Origin of the sequence: Paenibacillus sp. FSL L8-0644 (assembly GCF_038008165.1) — a bacterium.
Taxonomy (GTDB): domain Bacteria; phylum Bacillota; class Bacilli; order Paenibacillales; family Paenibacillaceae; genus Paenibacillus; species Paenibacillus polymyxa_D.
The window spans coordinates 2,733,108-2,758,592 of record NZ_JBBOYN010000001.1; the positions used below are offsets into that span (position 1 = coordinate 2,733,108).

Below are 25,485 nucleotides of genomic sequence, written 5' to 3' on the forward strand. Positions count from 1 at the left end.
ACCGATTTGCTGATATAATCAATTTATAGTTCTCTCAGAAAGGTCCGTGACATATTGAAACTTATTATTGCGGAAAAACCGGATCAAGGGGCGAAGTTGGCTTCACCTTTTAAACATAAAAAAACAACAAGGGTATATTGAAATCTCACCGAACGATACATTTCCAAAAGGAGCCCTAGTGACTTGGGCTGTTGGTCATGTTTGCGAATTGGTGCCTCCAGAGGAATACGATCCTAGTCTTAAGAAGTGGAGTCTAGACACTTTGCCGATATTACCCGAATAATTTAGACATCGCGTTTCTCCTTCTAAAGCCAAGCAATTTCAAGTGATTAAATCCCTTTTAATGCGTCCAGATATCAAAGAAATCGTCCATGCCGGGGATGCCGGGAGGGAAGGAGAGTACATAGTCCGCATAGCGGTTCAGCTTGTTGGAGTGAACAAACCTATGAAACGGCTATGGATATCATCGTTAACACCCAAAGCCGTCGAACAAGGTTTTATGAATTTGAAAGGTGAAGAGGATACCCGGTCCTTATATTATGAAGCCGTTAGCCGTTCTTGCGCTGATTGGCTCGTAGGAATGAATGGTTCACGGGTATATTCACTTCTGTTCCAGCGTAGAGGAATTAGAGAAGTATTCTCAACTGGGCGTGTACAAAGTCCGACATTGGCGCTAATCGTAGCACGCGAGAAAGAAATTCAGAATTTCAAACCGGAACCGTTCTGGGAATTAAAAGCCAAATTCCTAATAAATGATACTGTCTATGAAGGCACATGGTTTCGGGAGGAGCAAACACGGTTTGCAAGTCGGGATGAAGCGGAGTCCGTCAAAAGAAACTGTGAAAATAAGCTGGCATCAGTCAATGAAATTGAGAGAGAGCGAAAAGAATTTCAACCGCCACAGCTCTTTAACTTATCTTCATTGCAAGCAGTTGCCAATCAAATTTATAAATATTCGCCTCAAAATTGTTTAAATGCGCTGCAGCAGCTTTATCTGGAAGGATACATTTCCTATCCGAGATCGGATTCGGCTTATGTAACACCTGAAGAAGCCAGGCAATTTCCTGAGATTCTTTCAAAGTTAAGTCGTCAAGAATCATTCAAGGATTTCTTTCCTTTGCCCATACAATCTATTGCCAATAATAAGAGATTTGTCAATGCGGCAAAAGTAAGTGATCACTATGCGATCATTCCAACAGAAGTGATCCCCCAAATCGGACGATTGAAACCAGAAGAGCGTAATTTATACGAGCTGATTGTCAAGAGGCTGATAGCTGCGCATTATGATAAGGCTATTATTGATTATTCGCGCTTAATTACAGTCGTAGGTGATCAAGAAACATTTCTCACCAAAGGAAGACTTATTGTGCAGGAAGGTTGGCGAAAAGTTCTGTATGATTCTGATTCTCAGGAAGAATCCGAACCAGATGTATTACCTCCATTGGAGCAAGGCGACTCAGGAACAGTTGAAGAATTACTTGTAAAAGAAGGAAAAACTCAGGCTCCAAAGCGATACACCGAAGGGCAATTGATTACTTTAATGAAGACGGCTGGAAAGCATCTTGAAGACACAGAGTTAGAGAAAATTCTTGAAAAAACAGAAGGATTGGGCACGGAGGCCACGCGTGCCGGTATCATCTCAGTTCTTAAAGACCGCAAGTATATTGAGGTAAAGAAAAACATGGTTTATGCTACAAGCAAGGGGATTGTATTGATCGATGCTTTAGGCGACAACATATTAGCATCCGCAGAAATGACAGCCAAGTGGGAACAACGACTTCATGATGTCGGGCAAGGCAATGCGTCCCCGCAATCGTTTATGGAGCAGGCTAAAAGATTGTCGCAAAAAATTGTCGATGATGCAATTCGAAACTCGATGACTTGGACTTTTACAGCAAAAAGTATGGAGAGTAAAGAGCAGACTGAAAAAGCGGATAAGGTTTCTGGAGGTTTAGGTCTTGGTCCGTGTCCGAAATGCAAAGAGGATGTTATAGATAAAGGGGCGGCTTATAGTTGCTCGGCAAGGCCGCGATGCGATTTTTCATTTTCTAAAAAAGTATTGGGTAAAACCATAACAGAAACGCAGATCAAGAGGTTTTTGGGGAAAGGGAGGACAAACCTTATTAAGGGATTCAAAAAAGGTGACAAAACTTTCGAGGCCGCACTTGTCTGGAAAAAGGAAGAAGGTAGGGTCGGTTTTGAATTTAAACCGAAGTAAGGATATTATCTTGACAAGACTAGGTAAAATAATTAAATTAAACGTATGACTATGAATCATTATGCGAGATGTGACAAGAGTTGCATCGAGCTCTAGCCAGGCGGCAAAAGAGCACTTGTAAGATTTCATTACAGGATTCAATCGAGTCCCGTATGATTTCTTTTAAGTTGCTCTTTTTTTATTGAAAAGCGTGCGTCATTATGACTCAAGTACTACAACTCAAAATGTATAAATATGCATTTGATTCTATGTATCCTTTAACTGGTTTAATCCAGCTCTCTAAAAGACGAAAAAATCCCTATGCGAGGAGTGAAGTTATGAAGTTATTAGATGTCGTTGGATTAAACGGAGTAGGACATATAAAAGGTTTTTTCACAACATGCATATGCGAACTTTCCATTAAAGAAAAAAGGGAAAGTTATAGGACAGCATTTGCGCCTAACACAATCAAGGGCCAATATGTTGATGGAACAAAGGAAAGTCAAGTTTCCCCAGATGGCTATACTCTAGATATTGCTTATATGTCCCGGCCGGGAAATGATGAGAAACAATTGGATTTAATTTTTGATTACCAAAATAATGTAAAAATGTACCCGGAGTTTCAACAGTATCTCCGTGAATATCAGCCGCCCTTGCTAGCAGTCTGGGGTGAAAATGATGTTTCCTTTATTCCGGCTGGTGCTGAGGCTTTTAAGAAAGATTTACCTAAAGCCGAGATTCATTTATTAGATACTGGGCACTTTGCATTGGAAACACATGCATATGAAAATGGAGAACTAATGTTGGATTTTTTAGGAAAACAATAGAATTTGAAGATTCAAAAGTTGGTAAATCCCGGATGGTTTCTACCGTCATTTCTTGTTATAGGAATTGATTTTTTTAATGTTAACTAGGATTTATGTTCATATTAATTGATGTATTGAGAGGTAAATTGAATTTAGAAGGGTGACAGGTCAGTCTCATGGAGAATTCAGGAGCTAAAAATGCGAAATTGTTTAATTCCACAAAGACCATGATCGGTGGTTTAGTTATGCTCATTATTGCAATGGGAATCGGACGTTTTTCATATACTTCCATACTTCCATTGATGCAATCACAAGCTCATCTATCCGCTACGGAATCCGGATATTTGGCAGGGAGTAATAACTTGGGTTACCTTATCGCTGCCTTTGGTGCAGGTTTCATAACCTGGGGATCCCGAAGAGCCTATCACTACTTCTTGCCACTTTAGTGCTTGTTGTTGCTGCTATAATATTGCTATCCGGTGCAGTCATTTCAAGTCAAAAAGGAGCGATAGGAAATTTAAACCATGCTCGTATTCATCCTAATCAAGAGCTTAGTTAGATCCTGGGTAATTTACATTGGAACCAGATACAAATGGAATTGGTGAATTAATTTTGAATTAACCGTTAGATATATAAATTGATTCCTTTATTGGAGGAATAGAAATGCAAATAGGTTTTTTGATTCTGGTATTGGAGGCATTACTGTATTGTATGATACATTAAAAGTTTTACCTAATGAAGATTATATGTATTACGCAGATACAATAAATGTTCCATATGGGCACAAAACGAAAGATGAAGTTAAAAAGTATGTTTTAGATGCTATAGAAATTATTAGCCAGCAAAAAGTAAAAGCGATAGTGATTGCTTGTAATACTGCCACAAGCGCAGCAATCGAAGAAATAAGGGCAAAATACAGTATTCAAATCATTGGTATGGAGCCTGCCGTAAAACCAGCTGTTAAAACAAAAAAAATATAGATAAACGAGTTTTAGTAACTGCTACTGCTTTGACTCTAAGGGAAGAAAGACTTCAAAATCTTATTACTAAATTAGATAACGAACATGTTGTTGATTTATTACCTCTTCCGAAATTAGTTCAGTTTGCAGAAAGTTTTGAGTTTAACGAGCAAATAGTGCTGCCTTATCTTCAAGAACAATTATCTATATATGATTTAAGTAAGTATGAAACTATTGTTTTAGGATGTACTCACTTTTCTTACTATAAAGATATATTTAGAAAATTATTTTCATCGGATGTTAATATAATTGATGGAAATAATGGTACTGCAAAAAATCTAAAAAAAGCACTGGAAGAAATGAATTCTTTAGATGAAGGCAACGGTAATATTTCTTTCTATTGTTCAGGGATCAAAGTCGAGGATAAGGCTAAATTAAAAGAGTTTAATAAACTGTTCAAAAGATTGGATGCTATTAACGAATATAATTGAAAAGTCTGAGATTTTATTATCATTGATTATTGCGCTGATCCTGCAAGTCGTTGGTGTCATGCTGCCAGTATGACCTTCCCAATATATTCGGCATGAGGTTAGGGTCTGTTCTTTTTTGAAGGCACGAGTTCATCTAATTTTCAATAAAAGGAGGTTTTTAAAGGTGTTTGAGACTGATTTGACGCGTGCTCTTAAAATTCGATACCCGATTTTTCAAGCGCCGATGGCTGGTGGCGTTTCGACGCCCGAATTAGTAGAGGCTGTTTCAAATGCCGGTGGGCTAGGCAACCTAGGGGGCGGATACTTAACACCGGAGCAGCTCCGTAGCGAGATCCAAAAGATCAAGCAACGAACGGACCAGCCTTTTGGAGTAAACTTGTTTGTGCCTGAGCAATCAGAAGATTCGGAAGAAGCAATTTACCAGATGACAGATTATCTGAATAAATACCGCATCAAACTTGGCACGGCTCAAAATCCATCTCTTATGAAGTTTTCAGAATCATTTGAGGAGCAGCTACAGGTAGTGTTGGAGGAGCGTGTACCTGTATTTAGTTTCACTTTTGGCGTACCATCCCAAGACGTGATCCAAACCATGAAACAGCATGGAATATTCATCATTGGAACTGCAACAACTGTTGATGAAGCCAAGCAATTGGAAGCAGCTGGCGCAGATGCAATTGTGGCTCAAGGGAGCGAAGCAGGCGGGCATAGGGGGACCTTCATGAAAGACCCTTCCCATGCTTTGATAGGCACTATGGCTATTGTTCCGCAGATCGTTGACCATGTGTCGATCCCGGTCATCGCAGCAGGAGGAATCATGGATGGGCGTGGACTTGTAGCAAGCCTTACATTAGGAGCCGCCGCAGTACAGATGGGCACTGCGTTTCTAGCCTGCCCCGAGAGCGGCGCCCATGAAACGTACAACCAGAAAATCCTCTCGTCAAATGAGGACTCCACTGAAATTACACGTGCTTACTCTGGAAGAGCTTCAAGAGGCATTCAAACAAAATTTATGATTGACATGCATCAGTACCCCGGAACAATCCCGACTTACCCCATTCAAAACGCGATGACCCGGGACATTCGTCAGGCAGCTGCAAAAGCGAACGACCCCGAGTATATGTCACTTTGGGCGGGCCAAGGTCTTCGGTTAGCAGGCGACCAACCTGCCGCTTCAATTGTAAAACAAACCATTGATCAAGCCAGTGTTCTTGTCCGGAAATTTTCTTTTATTTAGAATGGGTGATAATAAATAGGGAAAAATAATTTTCATTAAAGGGAGGAAGTTAAAATGCCATTACTTCGTTTTGATCTTATTAAAGGACGAGATAAAGCAAGCCTGAAAAAACTTTTGGATGTTGCTCACCAAGTTGTTGTGGAAGCTTTTGACGTTCCTGAGCGAGATCGTTACCAAATCATTCACGAACACCCGGCGGACCATATGATTATTGAGGATACTGGGCTAGGATTTAACCGTACCGATAGTCTAGTTATTCTCTCCATAATAAGCAAAGCCCGGCCAAAAGAGAAGAAACAAAAGCTCTATTCCTTGCTGGCTGAAAGGTTAGAATCTGAATGCGGCATCGCACCAACCGATTTAATGGTATCTATTGTTGAAAATAATGATGATGATTGGAGTTTTGGACTGGGGGAGGCACAATTTTTGACCGGTAAGTTAAGCTGATTCAATGCTAGTCGTTTCGATCTTAATCGGTAATATCTCTAATTCTAATCGCCCTTCAACTGGCCTGGTAGGCTAGTTGAAGGGCGATTTCCATGAGGTTTGGTATTGAGATGGTAAAATAGGCTTATGGATGGTCCAAAATTACAATTACATCCAATCATTCTGATGTGTAACAACCCAATTCATAGTAAGTATTATTGTTGTAATCAAAGCTTTTAATCACGTCAAGACCAAGCTTTTTGGTGTGGGCAGCGTATGATCTGTGATTGATGTGGTTTATAAAAGTTATCAATATCGGATATTTTTTACTCATTTGCATTCTGGAAAAATCAAAAACCTTTCGGAGTACTACCGTCCCCCTGTAATCCATATCAATGCAAATTGGCCCATACTGATAAGTGTTTTCAGTAGAAAGCGTAGTTCCCTTATATTCTGTATCTTTCAAATCGTCAATCATAAATTGAAAAAAAGGCCACTTAGCCCAATACTTCCATGAGGCAGCCATCACATAAGCAACAATCTTCTGGTCATGACATGCAATTGTAATTCCATTTTCTTTTTCAATTAATTCCTTAAATTGTTCTTCTGTAAATAAGGTTGTTACGAAGCCATCAGGTTTGTCTTTTTCACTAATGGTTGTAATGTGATATTTTTTTTGTAATTCCACTATAGCAGATATATCATCAACAGTAGCGTTTCTATAAATCATTGTTATCCTCCTATATGAAATGAGCTTAAAAAAACTTTACTTCAGCATTCGACATATTGCAACCATTTTAAGTTGTAGGTTTTTGCGAGAGGAAGGCTACACTATGATCAGGAGAGCGTTAACAGGGGGAGAGCGACTGGAATTTCTATTATCCTACCTGTCTTACAAGGGAACATTGGAAAAGTTTTTTAACAATTTTCCCAGGAGGGAGAGGATTTTCAGATCGACCCACTGCAGATTAGTGTAGCCCCTGACGAATAAGCAAATGGAGTTAGTTATTAGATCGCGGCGGGTAAAAGAAAATAAAGTTTTAGACTGACGATGCTTCATTAAGCTAACGGGCAAAATTTCAATGCTAAGTGTATAATTTAGAAGACGTAAAGAATCTAATTTGGAGGCTTCTATGATTAGAGATCGTTGGTTTACAGTGCAACGGATTGATGATAATACATGCGCAATTAGTGAATACGGACATTGGGAGAAAGTACATTCATTTTTATTATTGGGAGATCAAGAAGGGGTATTAATTGATACAGGGCTTGGGATTGATAGTATCAAAAGAATAACAGAGCAGTTGACATCTTTACCTCTAAAAGTTATTACGACACATGTCCACACTGACCACATAGGTAACCATGGCGAATTTGAACGGATCTTTGTCCATAAAGGAGATGAAGACTGGCTAATTAACGGGATTCAAGGCTTAACAATAGAGCAAATCAGGAAGAATATTAGAAGAGATATAACCTTGCCTACTCCAGAAAGGTTTAATCCGGATACATACCAACCCTTTAAAGGAAAGCCGACAGGTTTGTTGAAGGATGATGATATATTCGATCTAGGGGACAGAAGATTAATTATATATCACACTCCAGGACATTCTCCTGGCCATATTTCAGTTTTCGATGAAACAAAAGGGTATTTATTTACTGGCGATCTGCTCTATGATGAAGTGCCAATATATGCCTTTTATCCTTCAACGAACCCTGTTGATTTAGTGAATTCATTAGAAAAGATTGCAAGAATACCCAACGTCAAAATGGTATACGGTTCTCACAATACATTAGGACTTAATCCAATAATTTTAGATGAAGTAAAAATTGCAGTTAAATTTCTGAGGGAACATGATCTCGTCAAATTTGGAACTGGGATTCATAAATTCAACGGATTTAGTGTTCAGTTCTAATAATCTTGTCAAACTAACGGGAAACGTTAGCTCAATAAAATAGCGACAGTCTAGGACTTTATTTCGTGTTATTAGGTCAATCAGAGATTTCTGGTTGGCCTTTTTTCTTAGGCACCATATGATGGCGGTAGCCGAGAGAACGTTGACTTTATTGGGGCGGGCCCGTCGTGAAAACAGTTCTCTCACTGCCCTCAATGACCATGTTTGAGCTGGTTGAGACAGGGATCTCGTATCACAAGCGAAGCTATGAGGGAACCATCGTGGGAGTGGCCGCAACTTTAATATTAGGGAGTGTGTTATGGAGCCGGTTGTAGGATTAGATGTGGATTAGTTTCCTATTTTAATACGCGAGGAGTGCAAGCATTTTATAATCAATCCACTTCAAACTAAACGTGCGAGAAACACGCAACTACGAAAAGTAAAAACCGACACTGCAGATGTCAAAAGATTGAATTTATCAATAAATAGGCAAAATGAATAAAGTCCCTGGACTCTTAATGCGATGTGCATGCGGACCGGGGACTTGCTATGTGAAATACACAATATAAGCAATTTGCTTATCTTTTAAAAAACACTTATAAACACTTAACAAAAAGCGTGTAATCGCTTATGATGAATATAGGGAAAGGGGGAGGGGTTATATTTACCAAGAGGAACGACTTTTAAAAATTATGGAGTATCTCCAAAGCCGTAACCAATTATCAAATTCGGAAATTTGCGATTTATTGAACATCTCGAGAGATACGGCAAGAAGGGATATTATTAAGCTTGTTCATGAAGGGGGGGTTATCAGAACCCATGGAGGTATTGCCTTACCCTTATTAAAAGAAGAAATAAGAGCCTATAAGGAACGTGTAACCTCAGCAACAAAGCAAAAGATGCTTATTGCAAAAGCAGCTTCTGAGCATATCGCTGACGGAGATGTATGCTTCATGGATGTATCGACTACCATTCAACTGCTCTGTGGGCAATTGGACAAGAATCTGACGGTTTACACACACTCGTTGGATAATGCAGAAGCTTTATCAGCAAAAAGTGAAATTAACATAAATTTGCTCGGGGGCAAATTTAATCATGAAAACCGTTTTTTTTATGACTACGACACGGCTATGCAGTTGAACGATGTTTTTTTTGACAAAGCTTTTTTAGGAGCTGCCGCCATTATGGAAGACGGAGTGTATTTTGCGAACCGTGATGATGCTTTAGTTAAAAAGCTGGTATCGAGGCGTGCCAGAGAAGTATTTTTACTTGCCGATTTCAAAAAATTTAATTTAACAAGCCCGTTTAAAGGTCTGAATTTTTCCGAAATTGATATTCTAATTACAAATCAGGATGCCCCGAAGCATTCATTGCTGATGTTGCAGGATAGCGGAGTAGAAGTTATCAAGGTGCTTGAGGAAGAAAAGTGATAAAAAATCGCAAGGGAGCATGGGCCATGATACAAGCAATCTTTAGCGATATTGACGGGACGTTGTTAAATTCAAAACATCAAATTACATTCGACACCAAAAATACAATCCAAAAGGTTGTGGGAGGAAATATCCCTTTTGTACTCGTTTCAGCGAGAATGCCAAGCAGCATTTTTCCTCTTCAGCAAGAGCTCAATATTAACGCTCCCGTCATTTGTTATAGCGGTGGTCTAATATTGGGCTGTAATAGGGAAATCCTCCATAGCATCTGTTTATCGAAAAAGAGCATTAAACAAATATACGATATTGTATCGGATCATTATCCTTCTATTAGTTTTAACTTATATGGCTATGACCAGTGGATCGTTGATAACACTCAAAATCCTTGGGTAATTCAGGAAGCGGGAATTATTAATGGCTCTCCCATACAGAGGGTGCTTTCCTCATATATAGAAGAAGATCATGATACTCACAAAATTTTATGCATGGGACCTCCCGAAGACGTTGAGCGGCTTGTACAACAAATCAAAAATGAAGTTACTGGTATCAGTGTCTATAAATCCAAGGGAACCTATCTGGAAATTATGGATGAGATGGTGTCCAAATCGTATGCCATTCAGGAACTCGAGGGGATATTTAATATTACTTATCGTGAATCGATGGCCATTGGAGACAACTATAATGACATGGATATGATTTTGTACGCAGGCCTAGGAATTGCAATGGGGAATGCGCCAGAGGAAGTTAAGAAAATTGCCGACTGGGTCACATTGAGTAATGATGAAGACGGTTTGAAAATAGGCTTGGAGAAATACATTTTGTCCGTTTGAAATGATCCAGTGACATTGTATATCCAAACACCAAAAAACTGTAGGCATTAGAAATAGAACAGAGGGGGACACATAACCCTGAGGATACTGAGTTTGTATCTTCTCGGTCTGCGAGTGACGAGAACGGTAGAAAAAGAAAAGCAGAGTGAGACGACAAAAAGAGATCAACGTGTTCCGACCGTTGATCTCTTTTTTGTTGTGCTCAATCAGCACGACAGATTACAAAAGAGATGAGGAAAGTTAGGTTGGGAGTTTGGTCGTCTGGATTTGTAGTGAAGAGCTTATTTACCTGTAATGCAGAAGAGCAGAAGGGATTAGCGATGCACGTTCTTATTATGCGCATCAAAAATCAAGTTTAATGAATATATAAGTATACTAAATATCACATTCACATAGGAAATCATACGAAAAGGTCCCTAAATATCCATTTTTCATCAGTAAGATCAGAAAATAATTTGGCAAAGTTCATTTACTTCTAGATGGAGGTGAGTTGCATTTTGTTTTAGGTGTGTTTTTAAATAATCTTCTCCAGCTAATTGACAATTTATCATTTGTCGGGTGACAAGAACATTGTTACATTCCCGATAGGATTTCATCGACGGCGACAGAGGCCCTTTTATTAAACTAAAGGGCAGGATAGTCAATTTTTTCACAAATACTTTACATTTGAAAGAAATTTGCGAAATTCGTAGATAAGAGGTTATGAGAAAGTAATGTAAAATAGATATTAATTGTAATTTGCAAGAAATATGTCGTACCGTTCGGCACAATAGCATGCAGCGCTTCCATGAGCTTGAGTGAGGAAACTAAATCATTTCCAGGGAACTTAATGATTAAGTGGATCAATTCGAAAGATCCCAGGAAATAAAGAAATGATCTCGCCAAATTTGGAACTGGGATTCATAAATTCAACGGATTAGCATTCAGTTCTAATAATCTTGTCCAACTCACGGGAAACGTTAGTTCAATAAAATAGCGACAGTCAGTAAGAAGTTCTCTTGTTTTCAACTATCCATTCCCCTTTATATATTAATACCAATTACAAAAAAGTCCCAAAAACAAATGTTTTTGAGACTGGGTTAAAAACCAAGTTTTCTTGTTTACTAACTGGTACCCTATGCTACATATTCATTTTTTCCTGCGCCTATACCCGTGATAAAGATAATAACAGAAGTTAAAACTAACATCAGTAAGGAAGTATTCCAATTATGTGTCACATCATGCAACCATCCAAATAAGACAGGGCCGATAGCAGACAAAAGATAACCTAATGATTGAGCCATACCGGATAATTCTGCTGCCTCATTCGTATCTTGAGTGCGTAAACTAAAAAACATCATAGCTAAACTAAAGGCAAATCCCACTCCAATTCCAACCATAATTATCCATATTGGAATAAGGATCGTGCTTCCGTGTAAGATACCGAATACCCCTCCAATAAGCAAGATGACTGAAACCAGTACTAATGGATGCTGCTTCTTTAAACGTCCAGCTAAAATAGAGACAATAAACGTAGTAGGAAGCATAGCAAATTGCATTAAAGACAACATCCAGCCAGCTTCATGAGTGTTCAGCCCTTTTTGTTCAAGAATTTCAGGAAGCCACGTTATCATGGTATAAAAGATTAAGGATTGAAAACCCATAAATAACGTGACATTCCATGCTAGTTTAGAATGCCATAAGTTTATAGATTTAACTTTCTTTTTAGTTTGTACAAATCTAATAGATTTATGTTGATTTTGTATTAGTGGTAACCAAAAGAAAAGTGTAAGAAGAGATAAGATTCCCCAGCATCCGAGACCTCCTGACCATCCTAACCCTGATAATGAGGAGATGGAAATACTTATACCGGATCCAATAGCTCCACATAAATTCATAGAGACTATATAAATCCCTGTTATCATTCCTACATTTTGTGCAAAGTTATGTTTAATAAGACTGGGGAGTAATACATTACCAATGGCAATACATGAACCAATTAAGATTGTTCCTATAAATAAGGTTATTACACCACCAAAAGAACGTATTCCAATTCCAATGGTTAATAAGATTAAAGAAATAAATAGGATAAACTCCGTACTAAAACGTTGAGCTAACTTAGGGGCAAAAGGGGATAAGAATGCAAAAGTAAGTAAAGGTACTGTAGTTATTGTCCCTGCTAGTATATTAGATATGCCTAAACTGTCACGTATAGAATTTATTAGTGGACCCACTGATGTTAGTGGGGCTCTGAGATTGGCTCCCATTAGGATGATACCTATAATAAGTAATCCTATTCTAGGCTTTAGATCCGGTTTCGGTTGTCCTAGTTGATTGGTTTTTTGTGAAATACCCATGATCGCTATAGATCCTCCGTATTTAATACTAAAGCTTTTCTAAATTAGGTAATCAATTCATTTATTGTTTGGATTGCCACACTTCCATATTGTTCCACAATAGTAACCGTAAAGCAGAGAACATAATAAAATGTTGTTTTCTACTTGACGGTTACTTTTAAACATTTTAATTAAATTAAGCGAATTTTTGGACTTCTCCCGTTAGTTAATAGGAGAACGACAAGCACCTACTTTTATACCTAAAGAATTATAGTGATTTTTTATGTTTATGATGGCTTGACCACTTGTAACTTTATTAATTAATTGTTTTATCTTCCAAAGGTCTACTGGTTTATTCATTAATAAGTCATTAAAAATTTGTTTGATTTCTTGTGGGTAAACATTTCCTACCATACTAGAAAGTCCATTACATCCATTCATTATCTTTTCTGTAAGATTTACATCTCCACCAGCGAACATGATGAAATCATCTGGTAAGTCAGTATTATGGTGACGTTTGGCATCACTCTCTTCTTTAAGTCCTACAAGGTTAGAGTACTTCTGGTTAATAACAGTCTTTAATGATTCAGCACTTAGCTCAAATCCTGTTCGGAAAGGATTATTATAAAGGACAACGTTTTTGGTGGTATGTTGTAGCAGCTCATTGATATAAGAAATAGCTTGTTGTTGTGTCGGCTGAATGTAAGGTGGAAACTGAATTAGAATAGAATCAAAAACAGATTCCTCAAGCTTTTTAACCAGTTTTATTGCATTTCTTGTTGTTGTAGCTGATACGCCAAACATCAGTTCAACATTTTCAAATTTTTGTTGATTAAAATAATCAATAATATGGATACGCTCTTCAATGCTCATTGAATTTTGTTCGCCTGTCGTAGCAGACACAAGTAGTGAATCTATCCCGTTATCTGTTAAATGTTTAACAATAGGATTGAATCCTTCTAAATATAAGCTCTCATCATCACGAAAGGGAGTTGGAATAGCAACATTAAAATTTTTCATCAGTTATATCCTCCAGTGTATATACATTACAAGAACTAATTTGTACATAACGTCAAATACTAAATCCTTTCAGATAATTTTTAAAAGGTATATTTGAATGACTAAATTGTTCTATGTTCATGTTGTTTAAAGTTTGGTTACATTCTTCAGGTCAAAAGTATTAACTAATCTTTTCTAGTTATTCTTTATTTGTGTATCTGGTTTGACTATGTGACGAGGTGTATTACCCACCGGTTTCTCTAAAAACCAAGTGCCCATTGAAGTAAGAACCGGTACATTTTGAAACGTGTAAATAATAGCATCCTCTGTTTGCTAAGTGTTGCAATGCTCATGAGCAGAGCAAGGAGGAGCTAAGAATAGGTCGCCTTTTTTCAATTCAATCTTTTCTCCATCCACGATACTATAACCCTCGCCCTGAAATACTAGATTGAGAGCTACATTAGTATGACGATGAGCTTTATTATGCTGATGCTCACAGAAACGATTGTTTCATAAGCATCATTAAGCAAGGACAAATGAAAAAGATAAATTTATTCGAGGTTACAAGAAGATTGCTGAAGGGGCAATACTGAGTTAAAGTTAATATAATTACGTAAAATAATAATTTGACGAATAAATAATAATAAGATATGATGGAACCATGGAGGTTCGTACATAAATGGATAAACTGATGAAAAGTCACTACATGCAACGAATTGATGAAAAATTGTCCGATTTACCTTGGTATGTTACAGAGTTTATAGATAGCAAAAAACGCAAGTTATCTCCAACAACACTTCTTAATTATTGCCATGATTACATTATTTTTTTCGATTGGCTTATTGCCGAGAATCTAACTTCATCAAGTCGGAAAGAAATAAACTTAGAAACATTGGAGTTATTAACAATACGTGAAGTGGAGAATTTCTTGTCATTCCTGGATTATCAACTTGGAAACAAGAAACTTACGATAAATCGCAAATTATCCTCGCTAAAATCGTTGTTTGATTATCTTCAGAATAAGGCTGAAACAAGTGACTTGAAGCCATATATTCAACGAAATGTAATGGCCAAAATGGATTTGAATGCTATCAAAGAAAGCCAAGAAACCATTGCAAACCGTATTGAAGGAAAAATCCTAAGAAAAGATGATTTCGAATTATTTAGGAAATTTGTAGCTTATGATTTTGGTGAAAAATATAAAGACAACAAGCGTATTTTTACGTTTCATCAGTTTAATCGTGAGCGTGATACGGCGATCGTTTCGCTGATATTAGGTTCAGGGCTTAGATTGTCTGAGGTTGCAGGGATTAATATGGATGACTTAGATATGAATAAAGCTTTAGTTCGAGTGATACGTAAAGGTGATAAAGAACAATACGTTTACTTTAGCAAGCAGGCTTTAATGGATCTAGAAAGTTACCTGGAGATCAGAGAAGCAAGATATTTACCAGATAAACAAGAAAATTATTTATTCATTGCAGCTCCTGTAGGCCGTAAAGGAAAAAGCCGGCGTCTGACACAACGATCAATTGAAAAGCTGATTGAAAAATATGCAACTGCCTTTGGGAAGCCCTCTCTAACAGCACATTCGCTTAGGCATTCATTTGCAACGCGATATCATCTTGAAAATAACGATGTCCCAAGATTAAAGAATCAATTAGGGCATTCATCCATTCAAACAACAATGGTATACACACACTTAACAGATGAAGAGATGCGTAATGCTGTGAATAATATGGACCGATAAACCCGCGTTGCTACGCGGTTCTCCTTATACATATTCACAAAACCCGTATTTTGACTAAATATCTAGCGACGCATTCACTCATAACGAGCATTGCGATTTTCAAGATTATTTGATAAATTATACATCTCTAATTTATTTCATGATAAATAAAACTTTATAAAAGCCCCACTTCATTGATTCAACATTTTCATCATTAATTATATAAGGTAAATCTAGATCAAATGCTTTTAGATACAATACGCTCATCTCCCTCTATTCTTCCCATGGACGTGGTTGTTGATGAATTGCCTTTTTTCCATAGACTCATAGCATTCGCTTTCTCCCAATCAAGGGCTTCCTGCCTGTTACGCATTTTTGTAAATATTTTACAAAAAAAGGTCACCCGCTGGGAGTCCTCTTAGATGATGCTTGCCGTCAACGTCGTTTTCAATCCAAATCCGCAGTAAAGGACCTCGAAATTTTTCAGTTTCTGAGGTCCTTTTTTACTAACTCTCAATATTCAAAATCTGACTTTAAAATTCACCGAACCCCTTGATCGGTAAAAAGCACTTTCAACTCCCTGTAACTTCATCCCACAATAAAAGTCGTCCTATCCTCCTAAAATAACACTTGTTACAACCCCAGTATTTTGCCGTTCAGCATTTCTCGACACTGAATTGAAATAAAAGCCACTAATCCAGTGACGATGATAAAACCCCATTTAATTTTTAGACTGATTTAACGAATTTGATCAGTCATTACTTTTAAGAGTAGTTACAGCTCCTAATTGCTTAACGTGTAGCCAGGTTCTCTTGACCAGTAAACACTATATCTGCCGTCTTTGCCGCTAATCTCTTTCCAGAGTCAGAAGAACCGGCCTGAAATACGACCGAATGACCTTGTTTAGAGCCGGCAATGTTAAGTGGTCCTGCTGACGAATAAGTATTATGTTCATGTCGGCAGATTACCTTTACTCTTGAAGTGATTGGCCAAAATGACTAATCTTCGACCGTCAGGTATAACAATATGAAACTCAGCAGGTAGTTCCACTATCAATATTTCGCTTTCTTAATTCCTAACCGCTCGTTTTTAGCTTTTATCGAGTCGTTTAATCCATAAGAAATGTGAAAACTGTCCTGCATTATGTTGCCTATTGAGGTTCTCACTAAATCACTTTTCGTTTAGATACACATCTAATCGGCAATCGGACTATGTTCTTGTCCATTCCGGCAATCGGTAAAAGTTCTTGTCCTTGGCTCGGGACACGAACTTTTACCGATAAAATAAAAAAGCCGCTAAAATAGCGACTTCAATGACACAATGTTCTTGTCCCTCGACAAGAAGCAATATCCCGAGGTCACGATGGAGCGCATGGAAAAAACCAATCCTTCTCCTAAATGGCCTTGGTAAGATGGTGGGTACGAGGAAATTATGTTCGTCGTAACTTCAGTTGGCTTGCACCGAAGACTCCAGCATCGAACGTGACGACTTCCATCTCCAGATCGCTTGTAAACTCTGATTGGTGCAGTCCAAGCTTTAGGATCGGTTCAACTGCGCTTTTTGCTCCTGCTTTAACGTTGGTGCCTGGAAGCTTACGGCAGCTTTCAACTCGATAATCACCGGCCATAGTCGATACACCGATCAGTGCGGTCATACTCAAGCAACTCCCTTGTTTGTCCATATGATCCGGAATGAATGAGTCGGCAATGACGCAAAGAGCATGATTTTTTGTAACGCTATTGAACATCCAGTCTAATAATGTTAATGCATTAGATAGAGAAAGGCTACCCGACTGCCCGACGGAAATGGGCATAACCTCATTTAGCCCTAATTCTTGTCTCAGTTTAGCACAGCCATTAACACCAGTTTCAAAGTCCGTCTGATGACAGTAACAGAGCAAGTCAATTCCTTCGGTCCAATTCCTATTCGTTTCAATTAGATCGGTTATCCGTCCCCATGGCTTTTCTAATCCCAAAGTTGCCTCAGCATGATGAAATGTCAAATACATAGCTCGTTCACCTTCTTGGAATACCGATGAATCGCACAACCGTAATAGCCTCCAAAGCCAACGGAAATCGTCATATACAAGTCCCCTTCTTTCAAGAAACCTGAACGGATAGCGTGATCGATATTATTTAGGATATCGGTGTTATGAATATGTCCGTCCTTGGAGAGGGTTAGATTGTAGAAGCGTTCCAGGGACACCCTCAGCACTTGAGCCAGCATACTCCATACGTGTAGCCCCAGATTGGTGCAAAAGATCACGGCGATCTGAGCAATGTGAATACCGGACTCGCTTAATGCTGCTCTTACTGCCTGTCTGACCCCTAAATAAAACGTTGAGTAATATAATTGAATACGATCTGGAGACAGATCGTATACGAGACCGTCGACTCTCATAACCGAAGCAAGTGTCTGCTGTCCTTGACGCTGCCCCATCATATATAAAGCAGCACTCGCGCCGTCACCGAACACCATGAACGGATCGCTCCGTTCATAAGAATTCATAGCTCTGTCGGCAGTGATGAACAAGATTCCTGCACCTTGCTGACGCGGGGCCATGAAGTAGTTCGACGCCAGGCTCAACGATAAGTGCATCGTGGAACAAGAATATTCCTCCAAAGGGATAAATGGGACTGTCTCAAGGGCGAATTCATCTGCTAGGCGATCAAAAAGATTCCGTTCACCGTTTTCATTATTCGTTACACTAGCAAACATGACAGCCGCGATCTGTACATTCATTTGCAGAGCCCGGCGCAGAATTGGCCTACACACGGTAGCAATCATCTGTTCCAATTCAAGTTCCTCTTCTATGGGCACCAGCTCAAAGCCTTTGTTCAAGTATTCCGAATCGCTCATTCGAAATTCAACGCCGTCAGCCTTCACCTGCTGAATCGCTTTCGTGACATGGATACGGGACTTCGGGAGATAGACGGAATAATCGACGATCGTCACGTGGTTCTCATACATTGTGATGAGCCCGCTTTCGGAAATGCATGATCTTGTACTGGCGTTCCCCGCTTTTCATTTCATCGTACAAGGACGTGCCTGGCACACCAATTGTTTTCCAAATCGCAGTATCCATCTGATCTTCAGTTCCAAAAGCGGCTATGCGATTCTTTAGAACTTGATCACTTGAAAGCAAAACTTCCCCCGTGATATCGCGTGATATAAGCAGCTCGAAGCCCAGTTCAAGCAAATACCGTTCACCATCGTCAAACTTCCAGGTTGGCAAATCGTCCGCATAAACGAAAGTCCCGCCCGGTTTCAGCACCCGGAAGACCTCGTCATAAAAAGACTTAATCGATGGATATAGATCAGACGCTTCCATGTTGAGGACAAAATCACAGCATGACGAACCGATAGGAAGCCTCTCAGCATCCCCAACACAAAAATAGGCATTTGGGAAACGATTGGTCAATTGGCAAAATGCAATATTGGCTTCGGTCAGATCTAAGCCAACAACGCTTCTCACACCGTAACTTCGACAGAGCTCTCTTACGCCTCCCCCCCTGCCACAGGCTACCTCCAAAATGTTCTTATCCTCGAGATATAAACCATCCAAGCACTCCTGCAGAAGCCGGATGGAGTTTCGATTGACACTTGCTGGGGCCTGGTTGAACTCGGAGGCGAACCCCCAATTGATAAATGTCGAGAAACGGGAAAAGCCACTCTCGTCCAAGGACCGATTATAGTTAGTGAACATCTTCATGATATCCTTTTTGAGGACTGCAGTTTCCCCGCTTTCCTGCCCTTGCAGATCAGCCAGCATAAACGGAACACCACCATCACCGAAGAAGTAACTGACCGCGCACTCCCCGCACACCAACATCTGATCCGATGTGTTTAGCTTTGACTTGCAAATAGGACATACTAAGGCAATGCCGGTTGCCGGCCAACGAAGCATATGCATGTCATTCCTCCCTCCCTCAATTAAGTTGTCAGCCTTTAGCCACTTGCACTGTTATAATTACGTATTGCCCGGCTCCAAACGAAGCGAACGATTACAAGGAGCACAATTGGTACGATAGCGCCCCATACCGCCAAAGCAGGTGTCAGCTGATTCATCACCATCATAGGCGCAAAATTCGTAATGACGAGAAAAGGCAATAAATACACGCCGATTCGTTGGATGAAACGTGAATAGATCGGCATTGGCATATTATTGGCGTCCCAAATGGAATAGAAAATTCCCGCCAGCCCTCCCGTATTAACAAGCCAGAAGGATAACAAGGCTGGGATGAACATGAGACAGTAAGTAATGATCAACGCTGTCCCCAAGTAAAACAAAAATGAGAATAAACTCCATGCCGTTACCGGGATATTTAATGCATTCCAACTGATCACAACCATCGTTCCACCCGCGATGAAATTCGGAATTGGCATCCCAAGATCGATGTATCGAAGCGAAACCAAAAACTGTAGTGAAATTGGCTTAACCATGAGTAGATCCAACGTCCCGCTGCGTATATACTCGGATACCCTGACGAAATTAGGGAAAAAGAGCCCGGAATAAAGACCGGTCATAATCGTGTATGTGCCGACAAACATCAAGATACCATCAGGCGTGATCGATCCGATATGCAAGTCCGTCTCATAGACTACTACGACGTAAAGTAGCTTGGCAAACAAGTATGCGATTTCCACAGCAATCCCGAGTATGAAGTTCGTCCTGTATTCCATTTGAGCAATAAAGCAGTTCTTAATGAACAAAAAGTAAATCATTAGGTAGTTGCGAAGCGTTCCCAGCCATCCTCTCACCGGTCAGCCCCCCAATCCGAGATACTTCTTCATTCCGGCGCGCCATACGATCCGTGAAAAGGCAAGCAGCGCGATCATCCAGAAGAACTGCATCCCGATTCCTTGTACTGCCTCGTCCATTGACAATCTGCCATTAATAACATTCGCAGGAAAATGGATCGTATACTTGAATGGCAAGTAGTCTAAAATCTTATTTATGGTCTTACCAAACACCTCAATCGGAAAAACACCACCACTTAAAATGATGACAAATAAGCCGGTCATTTCAAAAAAATAGGAGATTTCAGACAATATAAATGCAACAGCCGCGAGCGTATAAGAGATAAGAAAGTTTAACAACAAAGACATGACCATTGCCACCATAAAGAGTAGAATATGTGCCAAGGGAATCCGTATACCATAAGTTCCGGTCAAGTAAACGAGTGTAAACAGCAAGATACATAGCATGGCTGAAAAAAAGAAAATCTTTTGCCCCAGCATAGTAAATAGCTTCAGAGCGAAAAAACTGACCGGTTGAACCAAATATTTATTCAACCCACCATCCTTGATCTCGGTGGCCACGTTTTGACCTATATCCGTTGTCACAATTTTCGTCACGATGGCTGCCGTTATCGTGTATAAAATCATTTGGCCGTAGGTATATCCGAAAAATTCCGACGATTCCGATCTTCCATAGACCGCTGACCAAATATAATATTGGATCAGAATCGGAAAGAATGCACTGATCAAGGAAAAGAGAAAGTCAAATCGATATTCGAGTGAAGACTGAACGCCTAACTGGAACACGCGTCCGTATTTGGGAAAGGCACTCATCCGGATACCCGATCATCCCGCTGATACAAGGATACAACGACTTCCTCGATAGGAATATCTTCGATCGTAATATCTTCAATCGGGTAGTGTTCAAGCAAATCCCTGGAAGCCATGCTAATGCGCTCCTTACTTATCTCCAGCGTGGCATGAAATCCGTCCGATTGACGCACCTTCCCGTACAACTGCAGCTGTCCAGTCGCTACGTGTTGCTTAAATTTTAACTGTATGATTTTCGTGTCGTTCAAAACATCGTCGATTCGCTTCAGATCCCCGTCGAAGACGAGCCTGCCATCATTAATAATGATCGTCCGCTTGCACAGATCCTCGATGTCCTTCATGTAATGACTTGTCAAAATAATCGTTGTCCTATGCTGTTCATTGTAATACTTCAAAAACTCCCGCACCTTTTTCTGTGTAACAATATCGAGCCCGATCGTCGGCTCATCCAGGAAAAGCAGGTTCGGTTTATGAATAAGCGCTGCAAGGAGCTCCATCTTCATACGCTCACCTAGCGATAAACGCCTTACCTGAACATTCATAATGTGCTTGACGTCCAACAGTTCGATGAGTTCGTTCAGTGTTTGTTTGTAATGCCGATCGTCAACCTGATAGATATATTTGTTTAGCAAAATGGATTCCGCCGCAGGCAAGTCAACCCATAGTTGGCTCTTCTGCCCCATTACAATAGCGAACTGCTTCTTGAATTCCTTATTTCGCTCATAAGGCTTGAAGCCCAGTACAGTAAGTTCGCCGCTAGTTGGATGTAAGATGCCAGAGAGCATCTTTAGCGTCGTCGTTTTGCCTGCCCCATTAGGCCCAAGGAAAGCAACCATTTCCCCCTCTTCGATCGAAAAGGAGATATTTTTCACCGCTTCCTTCGTCAAACTTTTCCGATAAAAGAGGTTTTTAATGGAATGAAGCATTCCGACCTCTTTGGTGTAATAGGTGAAGTTTTTAGCTAACTGCACCACATGGATCGCTGTCAATTGCGCTCCTCCTTAACAATTAAATCGAACTAGAAGGTGGACGATAACGTTTACCGGCCATAATGATAAAGTAACCCGCATCGGGAACAGACCGGCATCAGTCCGCAAGCTAATACCTCTCGGTGTTTGGCAAAATTTTCTCCCTTCCAAACCTCCTTCACATCCACATCACTAATGTTGCCGACCGCCATCTCAGGAAAGAACTTGCACGGAGTGACGTTTCCGCTCGGCAATACGTCCATTCGGGTGGAGATCGCCAAGCATTCCTTCCGATTCATCCCGGTTCTCTGCACGCCAGTGACAAAATCCTCTATCTCGTCTTGCTCCAATGCGGGCATAAATCGAACCCGGCTTCCCCATGTTTGCTCGGAGATGCGGAGAACCTCCTCCTTGAGTGCCCCCACCTTCTCGCCGGAGATATGATAAGTGAATGAATTCCAACTGCAGCTACCCTGACGGATTGGATCAAGCCAGTCAAACTCTTTGATGAAGAAATTGTCCATTTCCTGAGCAGACTCAGGTGCGATATACCACGGATATACAAAGTAGACCGAATCCACGCCCATCTCCTCGAAAAACTTCATAAAATCAAACATTTTGGGAATCATGAGATCATTCATCGTCAAGCTGACGGATACTCTGCCCTTGAAAATGCCCTGCCGTTGCAACTCCAGCAGACGCTCTATGGCACTAACCACCTTTTTGTAAGTCCCTCTGCCCCTAATCGCGTCGTTCTCAGCCTCGAATCCCTCCAGACTGGCTAGTACAACAAGTCCCTCACCGATCTTAAGCAGTGAATCTAACTTTTCCTCCAGAAGAATCGCGTTTGTACAAATCGTCGTCGTCCGCTGATCGCGTTCCAGCAGATTCGCAATCTGATCGAACTTGCTATGGTACAGCGGTTCTCCGCCCCAAAGATAGACTTTCGACTTCTTCTCATGGGTAAAGGCAAGGAGCTTATCGACCAACGCGACATCGATTTCTTTACCTTGCTCCTCCTTGGACATGTCCCAGTGAAAGCCGTCCGAGTTCCACTCGTAGCAATGCTTGCAACGCAAGTTGCACCCGTTGTTCAGCTTGATCCCGATATCTTCCGGGATCTCCATCGCATAGCGACTATCGGTCGCTCGAAGCCGACTGACCCGGGACATATTCATAATTGTACGCTTCAGATCGTTAAACACACGCTCATCAAACTTTCGACTCGTTTTGGGTTGCATAATTTACACCTCCATAAGTTTTGCAACGCTCGCGGGCATGTAGTAGGTTACAATGAGCACGTTCCAATATCTCGATGTTGAATCCCTGCGTCTTCCAATCCGTAAAGGACACGCCAAATCCTTGCTTAATCCAATATTCAGCATTGGCGGTTTCGTGTCTTCCAAAGGGCTCAAGAAAAACCATAGGCGTCGCAGCGGCGAACGATTCCATCAAGGAATAGCCCCCCGGCTTACTGACAATGGCTGTGCAACGGCGAATTCGTTCAAATAGCAGGGGAACAGTTCCGCTGTCTAAGTAAATGGGAGTCTCTCCATGTTGGATCTGAGCAAATGGAGGAAAACCGAACTCCCCTCGTCTATTCCTCAGCCACGGACTCCACGAGGGGTCGTTCCGATAATAGCAAATGCGTGGATCAGGCTGGATATCCTCGTCAAAATAAGCCAGAACATCCAGCTCCATACCGCCTTCAAGCAGGTCTCTAACAGCCTGCGGGTAGGTCCCAATCCCCCAGCCGCCACCATGGACCACCATTCTCTCTTCTCGCTGGCGAAACGGGATCGGTGCTTCGTCCGTCATCGGAAGTTGTAATTCAAAACGTTTCTTGGTCGGTTCGTAAAACCAAATGTGGTTGTACCGCTCGCTTCGAGATCCATAGACCAAATAAGATGGCGAAAGCGTAGCATCGAGATGAAGCATGTCGACCTCGAGCCGAGTTCCAACAAACCGTTCATATTGTTCCAAAATCGGGATCCAGAACCCAGTCAACGCAATGAACGACGTCCGGCGCTCACGGGACCATTCTTCCAGCAGCAGCTGTACCTTGGTGGGATCCAGGCAATCTGAAATATCGCGAGCCAACTCCACACTCTTCCGAGCGATAGCGAAATTATCATGAAAGGCTTTACGATAAGCCGGCACTTTGTTCTTTAAGCCGTCGACATACACATTTTCGAGCACACAGACTTCGTTTGAAATGCCGGAACGCTCCAGGTAAATGCCTAGCTGTACGGCGGGCATGTACACACCTAGTGAGTTACCGGATCCAAGTATAGTGACACAAGGCTTCAAATGACTATCCATACCACTTGCCTCCCTGGACTTCAAAACGTTCCTTTAGCTTGTCGATTAAACTTTTCTGCTCCTGCACATCTCGCGCGATTACAAACAGATAAAGCCTGCCCTTGATGAAACTGCCTTCGCTTAATGTCTGTGGGTAATCTGATTCCCCATAGCCAGCAAACATGCACGCCGGGGAAAGCGGAATGATGCCCTCACCGGTATGATTAGGGTATAAAACGCCGTCATCATCCAGCTGTCGCAGCCACTGCCCGTAATCAAACCGATGGCGACTGCCTACCGTTCGAAACGTAAATGTCCCGTGCTTCCCATTTTCCAGCCGTTCGCCCAGTCGATGACTGACCAGTCCCATCGATTGACGGGCGTTGATTTCTACAATCGGCACGATTGTCCCGTCCTTTAGTATCATGGAGTCAACACAAACATGGCCGAAGTACCTGTCCTTGTATAGTGAGGAAGCAAGCTTCTCAATGACATCGAAATAACCGTTCCGTATTAGCGAATGACTGTTCTCCTCCTGCATCGCTTGTGACCCCACATAAGCAAACTGTCGATTGATGATTTGCTGCAAGCCGACGATCTGGTACGACCCGCTCTCATCAATTGAAAATTGGCAGGAAAAATCATATTTCACGTCAAGGAACGGCTCGACAAGAAACGCCGTTGAGGAACCGGCTTGCTCTTGTTTGCGCAAATAGCTTACTACACGTTCCAAGGATGATAGGTTTTTAAACAGCATATTGCCTTTTCCAGCTACGCCAAAGGGGTCTTTTAACAGGACCCCATTCGACAACCCCATAAGCTCTAGCCCTACTGCAGCCAATTCATCCGCGCTGAACACTGGCTGGCTATAGGAGCTGCCCAGAAGTCTCTTAGCAAGATCGGCGGAATACAACTTAGAATTTACCCGTTTAACGTCTTGAAGGGTGGGCAGCTTGTTGGAATAGTTGTACCTGTCGAGAAGCTCGTGAACGTAAGGTACGACTGAAAAGGGAGTCATTTCACTAAACTGCTTCAGCCGCTCGTCGGTCTCTGAAACTTCGTACAAAGCGCGAAATAGATTTGGTACATGGCTTGGGACATTCGCACTAAGCTGTGTAAAATGAAAGCCGATGTGCGCCAAATAATCCATGTGCGCCTCATCCATCTCAAAGCGGGTCAACAGTGTGTCCTCCGGGCCACATAAGGAAGCCAGCAATTCATCCATAGCCATTACGACCCGCGACCGTGAAGGATCAGGAATAAAAGGCAACCTGCTACTCCCTTCTTCACGCCAATAGGTTTCCGAATCAAAGGTGCTGGCAAGCAACATA

The 25,485-nt window shown here is 41.0% G+C and carries 21 protein-coding genes and 5 pseudogenes; 11 read left to right on the top strand and 15 right to left on the bottom strand.

The features are described from left to right. Positions 1-54 precede the first annotated feature (54 nt). The 6 genes and pseudogenes from NSS94_RS12195 (at position 55) to NSS94_RS12220 (ending at position 6,137) form a co-directional block, all read left to right on the top strand. A pseudogene (locus NSS94_RS12195) lies at positions 55-2,218 on the top strand (DNA topoisomerase III). A gap of 317 nt (positions 2,219-2,535) precedes the next feature. Next, the gene (locus tag NSS94_RS12200) at positions 2,536-3,024 is read left to right on the top strand and encodes an alpha/beta fold hydrolase (protein ID WP_029515246.1); all 489 of its coding nucleotides are present in this window, start codon (positions 2,536-2,538) and stop codon (positions 3,022-3,024) included. A 155-nt stretch (positions 3,025-3,179) separates the two neighbouring features. After that, the gene (locus NSS94_RS12205; RefSeq protein ID WP_029515245.1) at positions 3,180-3,449 is read left to right on the top strand and encodes a YbfB/YjiJ family MFS transporter; all 270 of its coding nucleotides are present in this window, start codon (positions 3,180-3,182) and stop codon (positions 3,447-3,449) included. Positions 3,450-3,710: 261 nt separating this feature from the next. Continuing rightward, positions 3,711-4,453 (top strand): annotated as a pseudogene (murI, locus tag NSS94_RS12210) (glutamate racemase). A gap of 163 nt (positions 4,454-4,616) precedes the next feature. Next, positions 4,617-5,690: an NAD(P)H-dependent flavin oxidoreductase gene (locus NSS94_RS12215; RefSeq protein ID WP_341039370.1), complete on the top strand. Its 1,074-nt coding sequence runs from the start codon at positions 4,617-4,619 to the stop codon at positions 5,688-5,690. 54 nt (positions 5,691-5,744) lie between these two features. Continuing rightward, positions 5,745-6,137 (top strand): tautomerase family protein, encoded by a 393-nt coding sequence (locus NSS94_RS12220; RefSeq protein ID WP_341039371.1) that lies wholly within the window; start codon positions 5,745-5,747, stop codon positions 6,135-6,137. 157 nt (positions 6,138-6,294) lie between these two features. Here NSS94_RS12220 and NSS94_RS12225 read toward each other — a convergent pair whose 3' ends face one another. Then, entirely contained in the window at positions 6,295-6,846 is a 552-nt protein-coding gene (locus tag NSS94_RS12225; protein WP_029515242.1) for a GNAT family acetyltransferase, read from the bottom strand. A gap of 403 nt (positions 6,847-7,249) precedes the next feature. On the opposite strand from NSS94_RS12225, the gene NSS94_RS12230 reads away from it, so the two are divergent. The 4 genes and pseudogenes from NSS94_RS12230 to NSS94_RS12240 all read left to right on the top strand — a co-directional run bounded on the left by NSS94_RS12230 (position 7,250) and on the right by NSS94_RS12240 (position 10,271). Then, a complete protein-coding gene (locus tag NSS94_RS12230) occupies positions 7,250-8,032 on the top strand; it encodes an MBL fold metallo-hydrolase (RefSeq protein ID WP_341039372.1) in 783 nt (260 codons plus the stop codon). Positions 8,033-8,700: 668 nt separating this feature from the next. Next, positions 8,701-8,835, top strand: a pseudogene (locus NSS94_RS26235) (DeoR family transcriptional regulator); the annotation flags it as partial. 75 nt (positions 8,836-8,910) lie between these two features. Continuing rightward, positions 8,911-9,441: a DeoR/GlpR family DNA-binding transcription regulator gene (locus tag NSS94_RS12235; protein WP_230585219.1), complete on the top strand. Its 531-nt coding sequence runs from the start codon at positions 8,911-8,913 to the stop codon at positions 9,439-9,441. 26 nt (positions 9,442-9,467) lie between these two features. Further along, complete coding sequence (locus tag NSS94_RS12240) at positions 9,468-10,271, top strand: Cof-type HAD-IIB family hydrolase (protein ID WP_318628277.1); 804 nt, start codon at positions 9,468-9,470, stop codon at positions 10,269-10,271. A gap of 1,115 nt (positions 10,272-11,386) precedes the next feature. Here the strand turns inward: NSS94_RS12240 and NSS94_RS12245 are convergent. From NSS94_RS12245 to NSS94_RS26240, 3 genes and pseudogenes are all read right to left on the bottom strand, one after another. Beyond that, positions 11,387-12,607: a CynX/NimT family MFS transporter gene (locus NSS94_RS12245; RefSeq protein WP_341039373.1), complete on the bottom strand. Its 1,221-nt coding sequence runs from the start codon at positions 12,605-12,607 to the stop codon at positions 11,387-11,389. Positions 12,608-12,808: 201 nt separating this feature from the next. Then, entirely contained in the window at positions 12,809-13,606 is a 798-nt protein-coding gene (locus NSS94_RS12250) for a dihydrodipicolinate synthase family protein (RefSeq protein ID WP_102163732.1), read from the bottom strand. Positions 13,607-13,918: 312 nt separating this feature from the next. Continuing rightward, positions 13,919-14,068: pseudogene (locus NSS94_RS26240) on the bottom strand (cupin domain-containing protein); the annotation flags it as partial. A gap of 196 nt (positions 14,069-14,264) precedes the next feature. Here NSS94_RS26240 and xerS point away from each other — a divergent pair. Continuing rightward, positions 14,265-15,335, top strand: coding sequence for a tyrosine recombinase XerS (xerS, locus tag NSS94_RS12255; RefSeq protein ID WP_341039374.1), 1,071 nt, complete (start codon positions 14,265-14,267; stop codon positions 15,333-15,335). A 217-nt stretch (positions 15,336-15,552) separates the two neighbouring features. Here xerS and NSS94_RS12260 read toward each other — a convergent pair whose 3' ends face one another. From NSS94_RS12260 to NSS94_RS12310, 11 genes and pseudogenes are all read right to left on the bottom strand, one after another. Next, positions 15,553-15,687, bottom strand: a complete 135-nt coding sequence (locus NSS94_RS12260; protein WP_341039375.1) for a hypothetical protein — start codon at positions 15,685-15,687, stop codon at positions 15,553-15,555. 430 nt (positions 15,688-16,117) lie between these two features. Beyond that, positions 16,118-16,252 (bottom strand): annotated as a pseudogene (locus NSS94_RS12265) (LLM class flavin-dependent oxidoreductase); the annotation flags it as partial. 491 nt (positions 16,253-16,743) lie between these two features. Further along, positions 16,744-17,361 (bottom strand): hypothetical protein, encoded by a 618-nt coding sequence (locus NSS94_RS12270; protein WP_340955436.1) that lies wholly within the window; start codon positions 17,359-17,361, stop codon positions 16,744-16,746. Next, positions 17,313-18,284 carry a 3-oxoacyl-[acyl-carrier-protein] synthase III C-terminal domain-containing protein gene (locus tag NSS94_RS12275; RefSeq protein WP_341039376.1) on the bottom strand — a complete coding sequence of 324 codons (972 nt, stop codon included), beginning with the start codon at positions 18,282-18,284 and terminating at the stop codon, positions 17,313-17,315. Before NSS94_RS12275 ends, NSS94_RS12270 begins: the two co-directional genes overlap by 49 nt. Continuing rightward, entirely contained in the window at positions 18,277-19,227 is a 951-nt protein-coding gene (locus NSS94_RS12280) for a methyltransferase domain-containing protein (protein WP_340955440.1), read from the bottom strand. Before NSS94_RS12280 ends, NSS94_RS12275 begins: the two co-directional genes overlap by 8 nt. 35 nt (positions 19,228-19,262) lie before the next feature. Then, positions 19,263-20,075, bottom strand: a complete 813-nt coding sequence (locus NSS94_RS12285; protein WP_231109362.1) for an ABC transporter permease — start codon at positions 20,073-20,075, stop codon at positions 19,263-19,265. Positions 20,076-20,078: 3 nt separating this feature from the next. Next, complete coding sequence (locus NSS94_RS12290) at positions 20,079-20,888, bottom strand: ABC transporter permease (RefSeq protein WP_340955442.1); 810 nt, start codon at positions 20,886-20,888, stop codon at positions 20,079-20,081. Continuing rightward, positions 20,885-21,874, bottom strand: a complete 990-nt coding sequence (locus NSS94_RS12295; RefSeq protein ID WP_340955444.1) for an ABC transporter ATP-binding protein — start codon at positions 21,872-21,874, stop codon at positions 20,885-20,887. The genes NSS94_RS12290 and NSS94_RS12295 overlap by 4 nt, the downstream gene beginning before the upstream one ends. A gap of 50 nt (positions 21,875-21,924) precedes the next feature. Continuing rightward, entirely contained in the window at positions 21,925-23,094 is a 1,170-nt protein-coding gene (locus NSS94_RS12300) for a radical SAM protein (RefSeq protein WP_341039377.1), read from the bottom strand. Beyond that, complete coding sequence (locus tag NSS94_RS12305; protein ID WP_340955447.1) at positions 23,066-24,175, bottom strand: hypothetical protein; 1,110 nt, start codon at positions 24,173-24,175, stop codon at positions 23,066-23,068. The genes NSS94_RS12300 and NSS94_RS12305 overlap by 29 nt, the downstream gene beginning before the upstream one ends. Next, positions 24,168-25,484 carry a hypothetical protein gene (locus NSS94_RS12310; protein ID WP_340955449.1) on the bottom strand — a complete coding sequence of 439 codons (1,317 nt, stop codon included), beginning with the start codon at positions 25,482-25,484 and terminating at the stop codon, positions 24,168-24,170. Before NSS94_RS12310 ends, NSS94_RS12305 begins: the two co-directional genes overlap by 8 nt. Position 25,485: the final 1 nt, after the last annotated feature.

Coding starts and splice junctions, on each gene's coding strand:
- NSS94_RS12200 (WP_029515246.1), top strand. CDS start 2,536: ATGAAGTTATTAGATGTCGTTGGATTAAACGGAGTAGGACATATAAAA.
- NSS94_RS12205 (WP_029515245.1), top strand. CDS start 3,180: ATGGAGAATTCAGGAGCTAAAAATGCGAAATTGTTTAATTCCACAAAG.
- NSS94_RS12220 (WP_341039371.1), top strand. CDS start 5,745: ATGCCATTACTTCGTTTTGATCTTATTAAAGGACGAGATAAAGCAAGC.
- NSS94_RS12225 (WP_029515242.1), bottom strand. CDS start 6,846: ATGATTTATAGAAACGCTACTGTTGATGATATATCTGCTATAGTGGAA.
- NSS94_RS12230 (WP_341039372.1), top strand. CDS start 7,250: ATGATTAGAGATCGTTGGTTTACAGTGCAACGGATTGATGATAATACA.
- NSS94_RS12235 (WP_230585219.1), top strand. CDS start 8,911: ATGCTTATTGCAAAAGCAGCTTCTGAGCATATCGCTGACGGAGATGTA.
- NSS94_RS12240 (WP_318628277.1), top strand. CDS start 9,468: ATGATACAAGCAATCTTTAGCGATATTGACGGGACGTTGTTAAATTCA.
- NSS94_RS12245 (WP_341039373.1), bottom strand. CDS start 12,607: ATGGGTATTTCACAAAAAACCAATCAACTAGGACAACCGAAACCGGAT.
- NSS94_RS12250 (WP_102163732.1), bottom strand. CDS start 13,606: ATGAAAAATTTTAATGTTGCTATTCCAACTCCCTTTCGTGATGATGAG.
- xerS (WP_341039374.1), top strand. CDS start 14,265: ATGGATAAACTGATGAAAAGTCACTACATGCAACGAATTGATGAAAAA.
- NSS94_RS12260 (WP_341039375.1), bottom strand. CDS start 15,687: ATGCGTAACAGGCAGGAAGCCCTTGATTGGGAGAAAGCGAATGCTATG.
- NSS94_RS12275 (WP_341039376.1), bottom strand. CDS start 18,284: ATGTATGAGAACCACGTGACGATCGTCGATTATTCCGTCTATCTCCCG.
- NSS94_RS12280 (WP_340955440.1), bottom strand. CDS start 19,227: ATGCATATGCTTCGTTGGCCGGCAACCGGCATTGCCTTAGTATGTCCT.
- NSS94_RS12290 (WP_340955442.1), bottom strand. CDS start 20,888: ATGAGTGCCTTTCCCAAATACGGACGCGTGTTCCAGTTAGGCGTTCAG.
- NSS94_RS12300 (WP_341039377.1), bottom strand. CDS start 23,094: ATGCAACCCAAAACGAGTCGAAAGTTTGATGAGCGTGTGTTTAACGAT.
- NSS94_RS12305 (WP_340955447.1), bottom strand. CDS start 24,175: ATGGATAGTCATTTGAAGCCTTGTGTCACTATACTTGGATCCGGTAAC.
- NSS94_RS12310 (WP_340955449.1), bottom strand. CDS start 25,484: ATGTTGCTTGCCAGCACCTTTGATTCGGAAACCTATTGGCGTGAAGAA.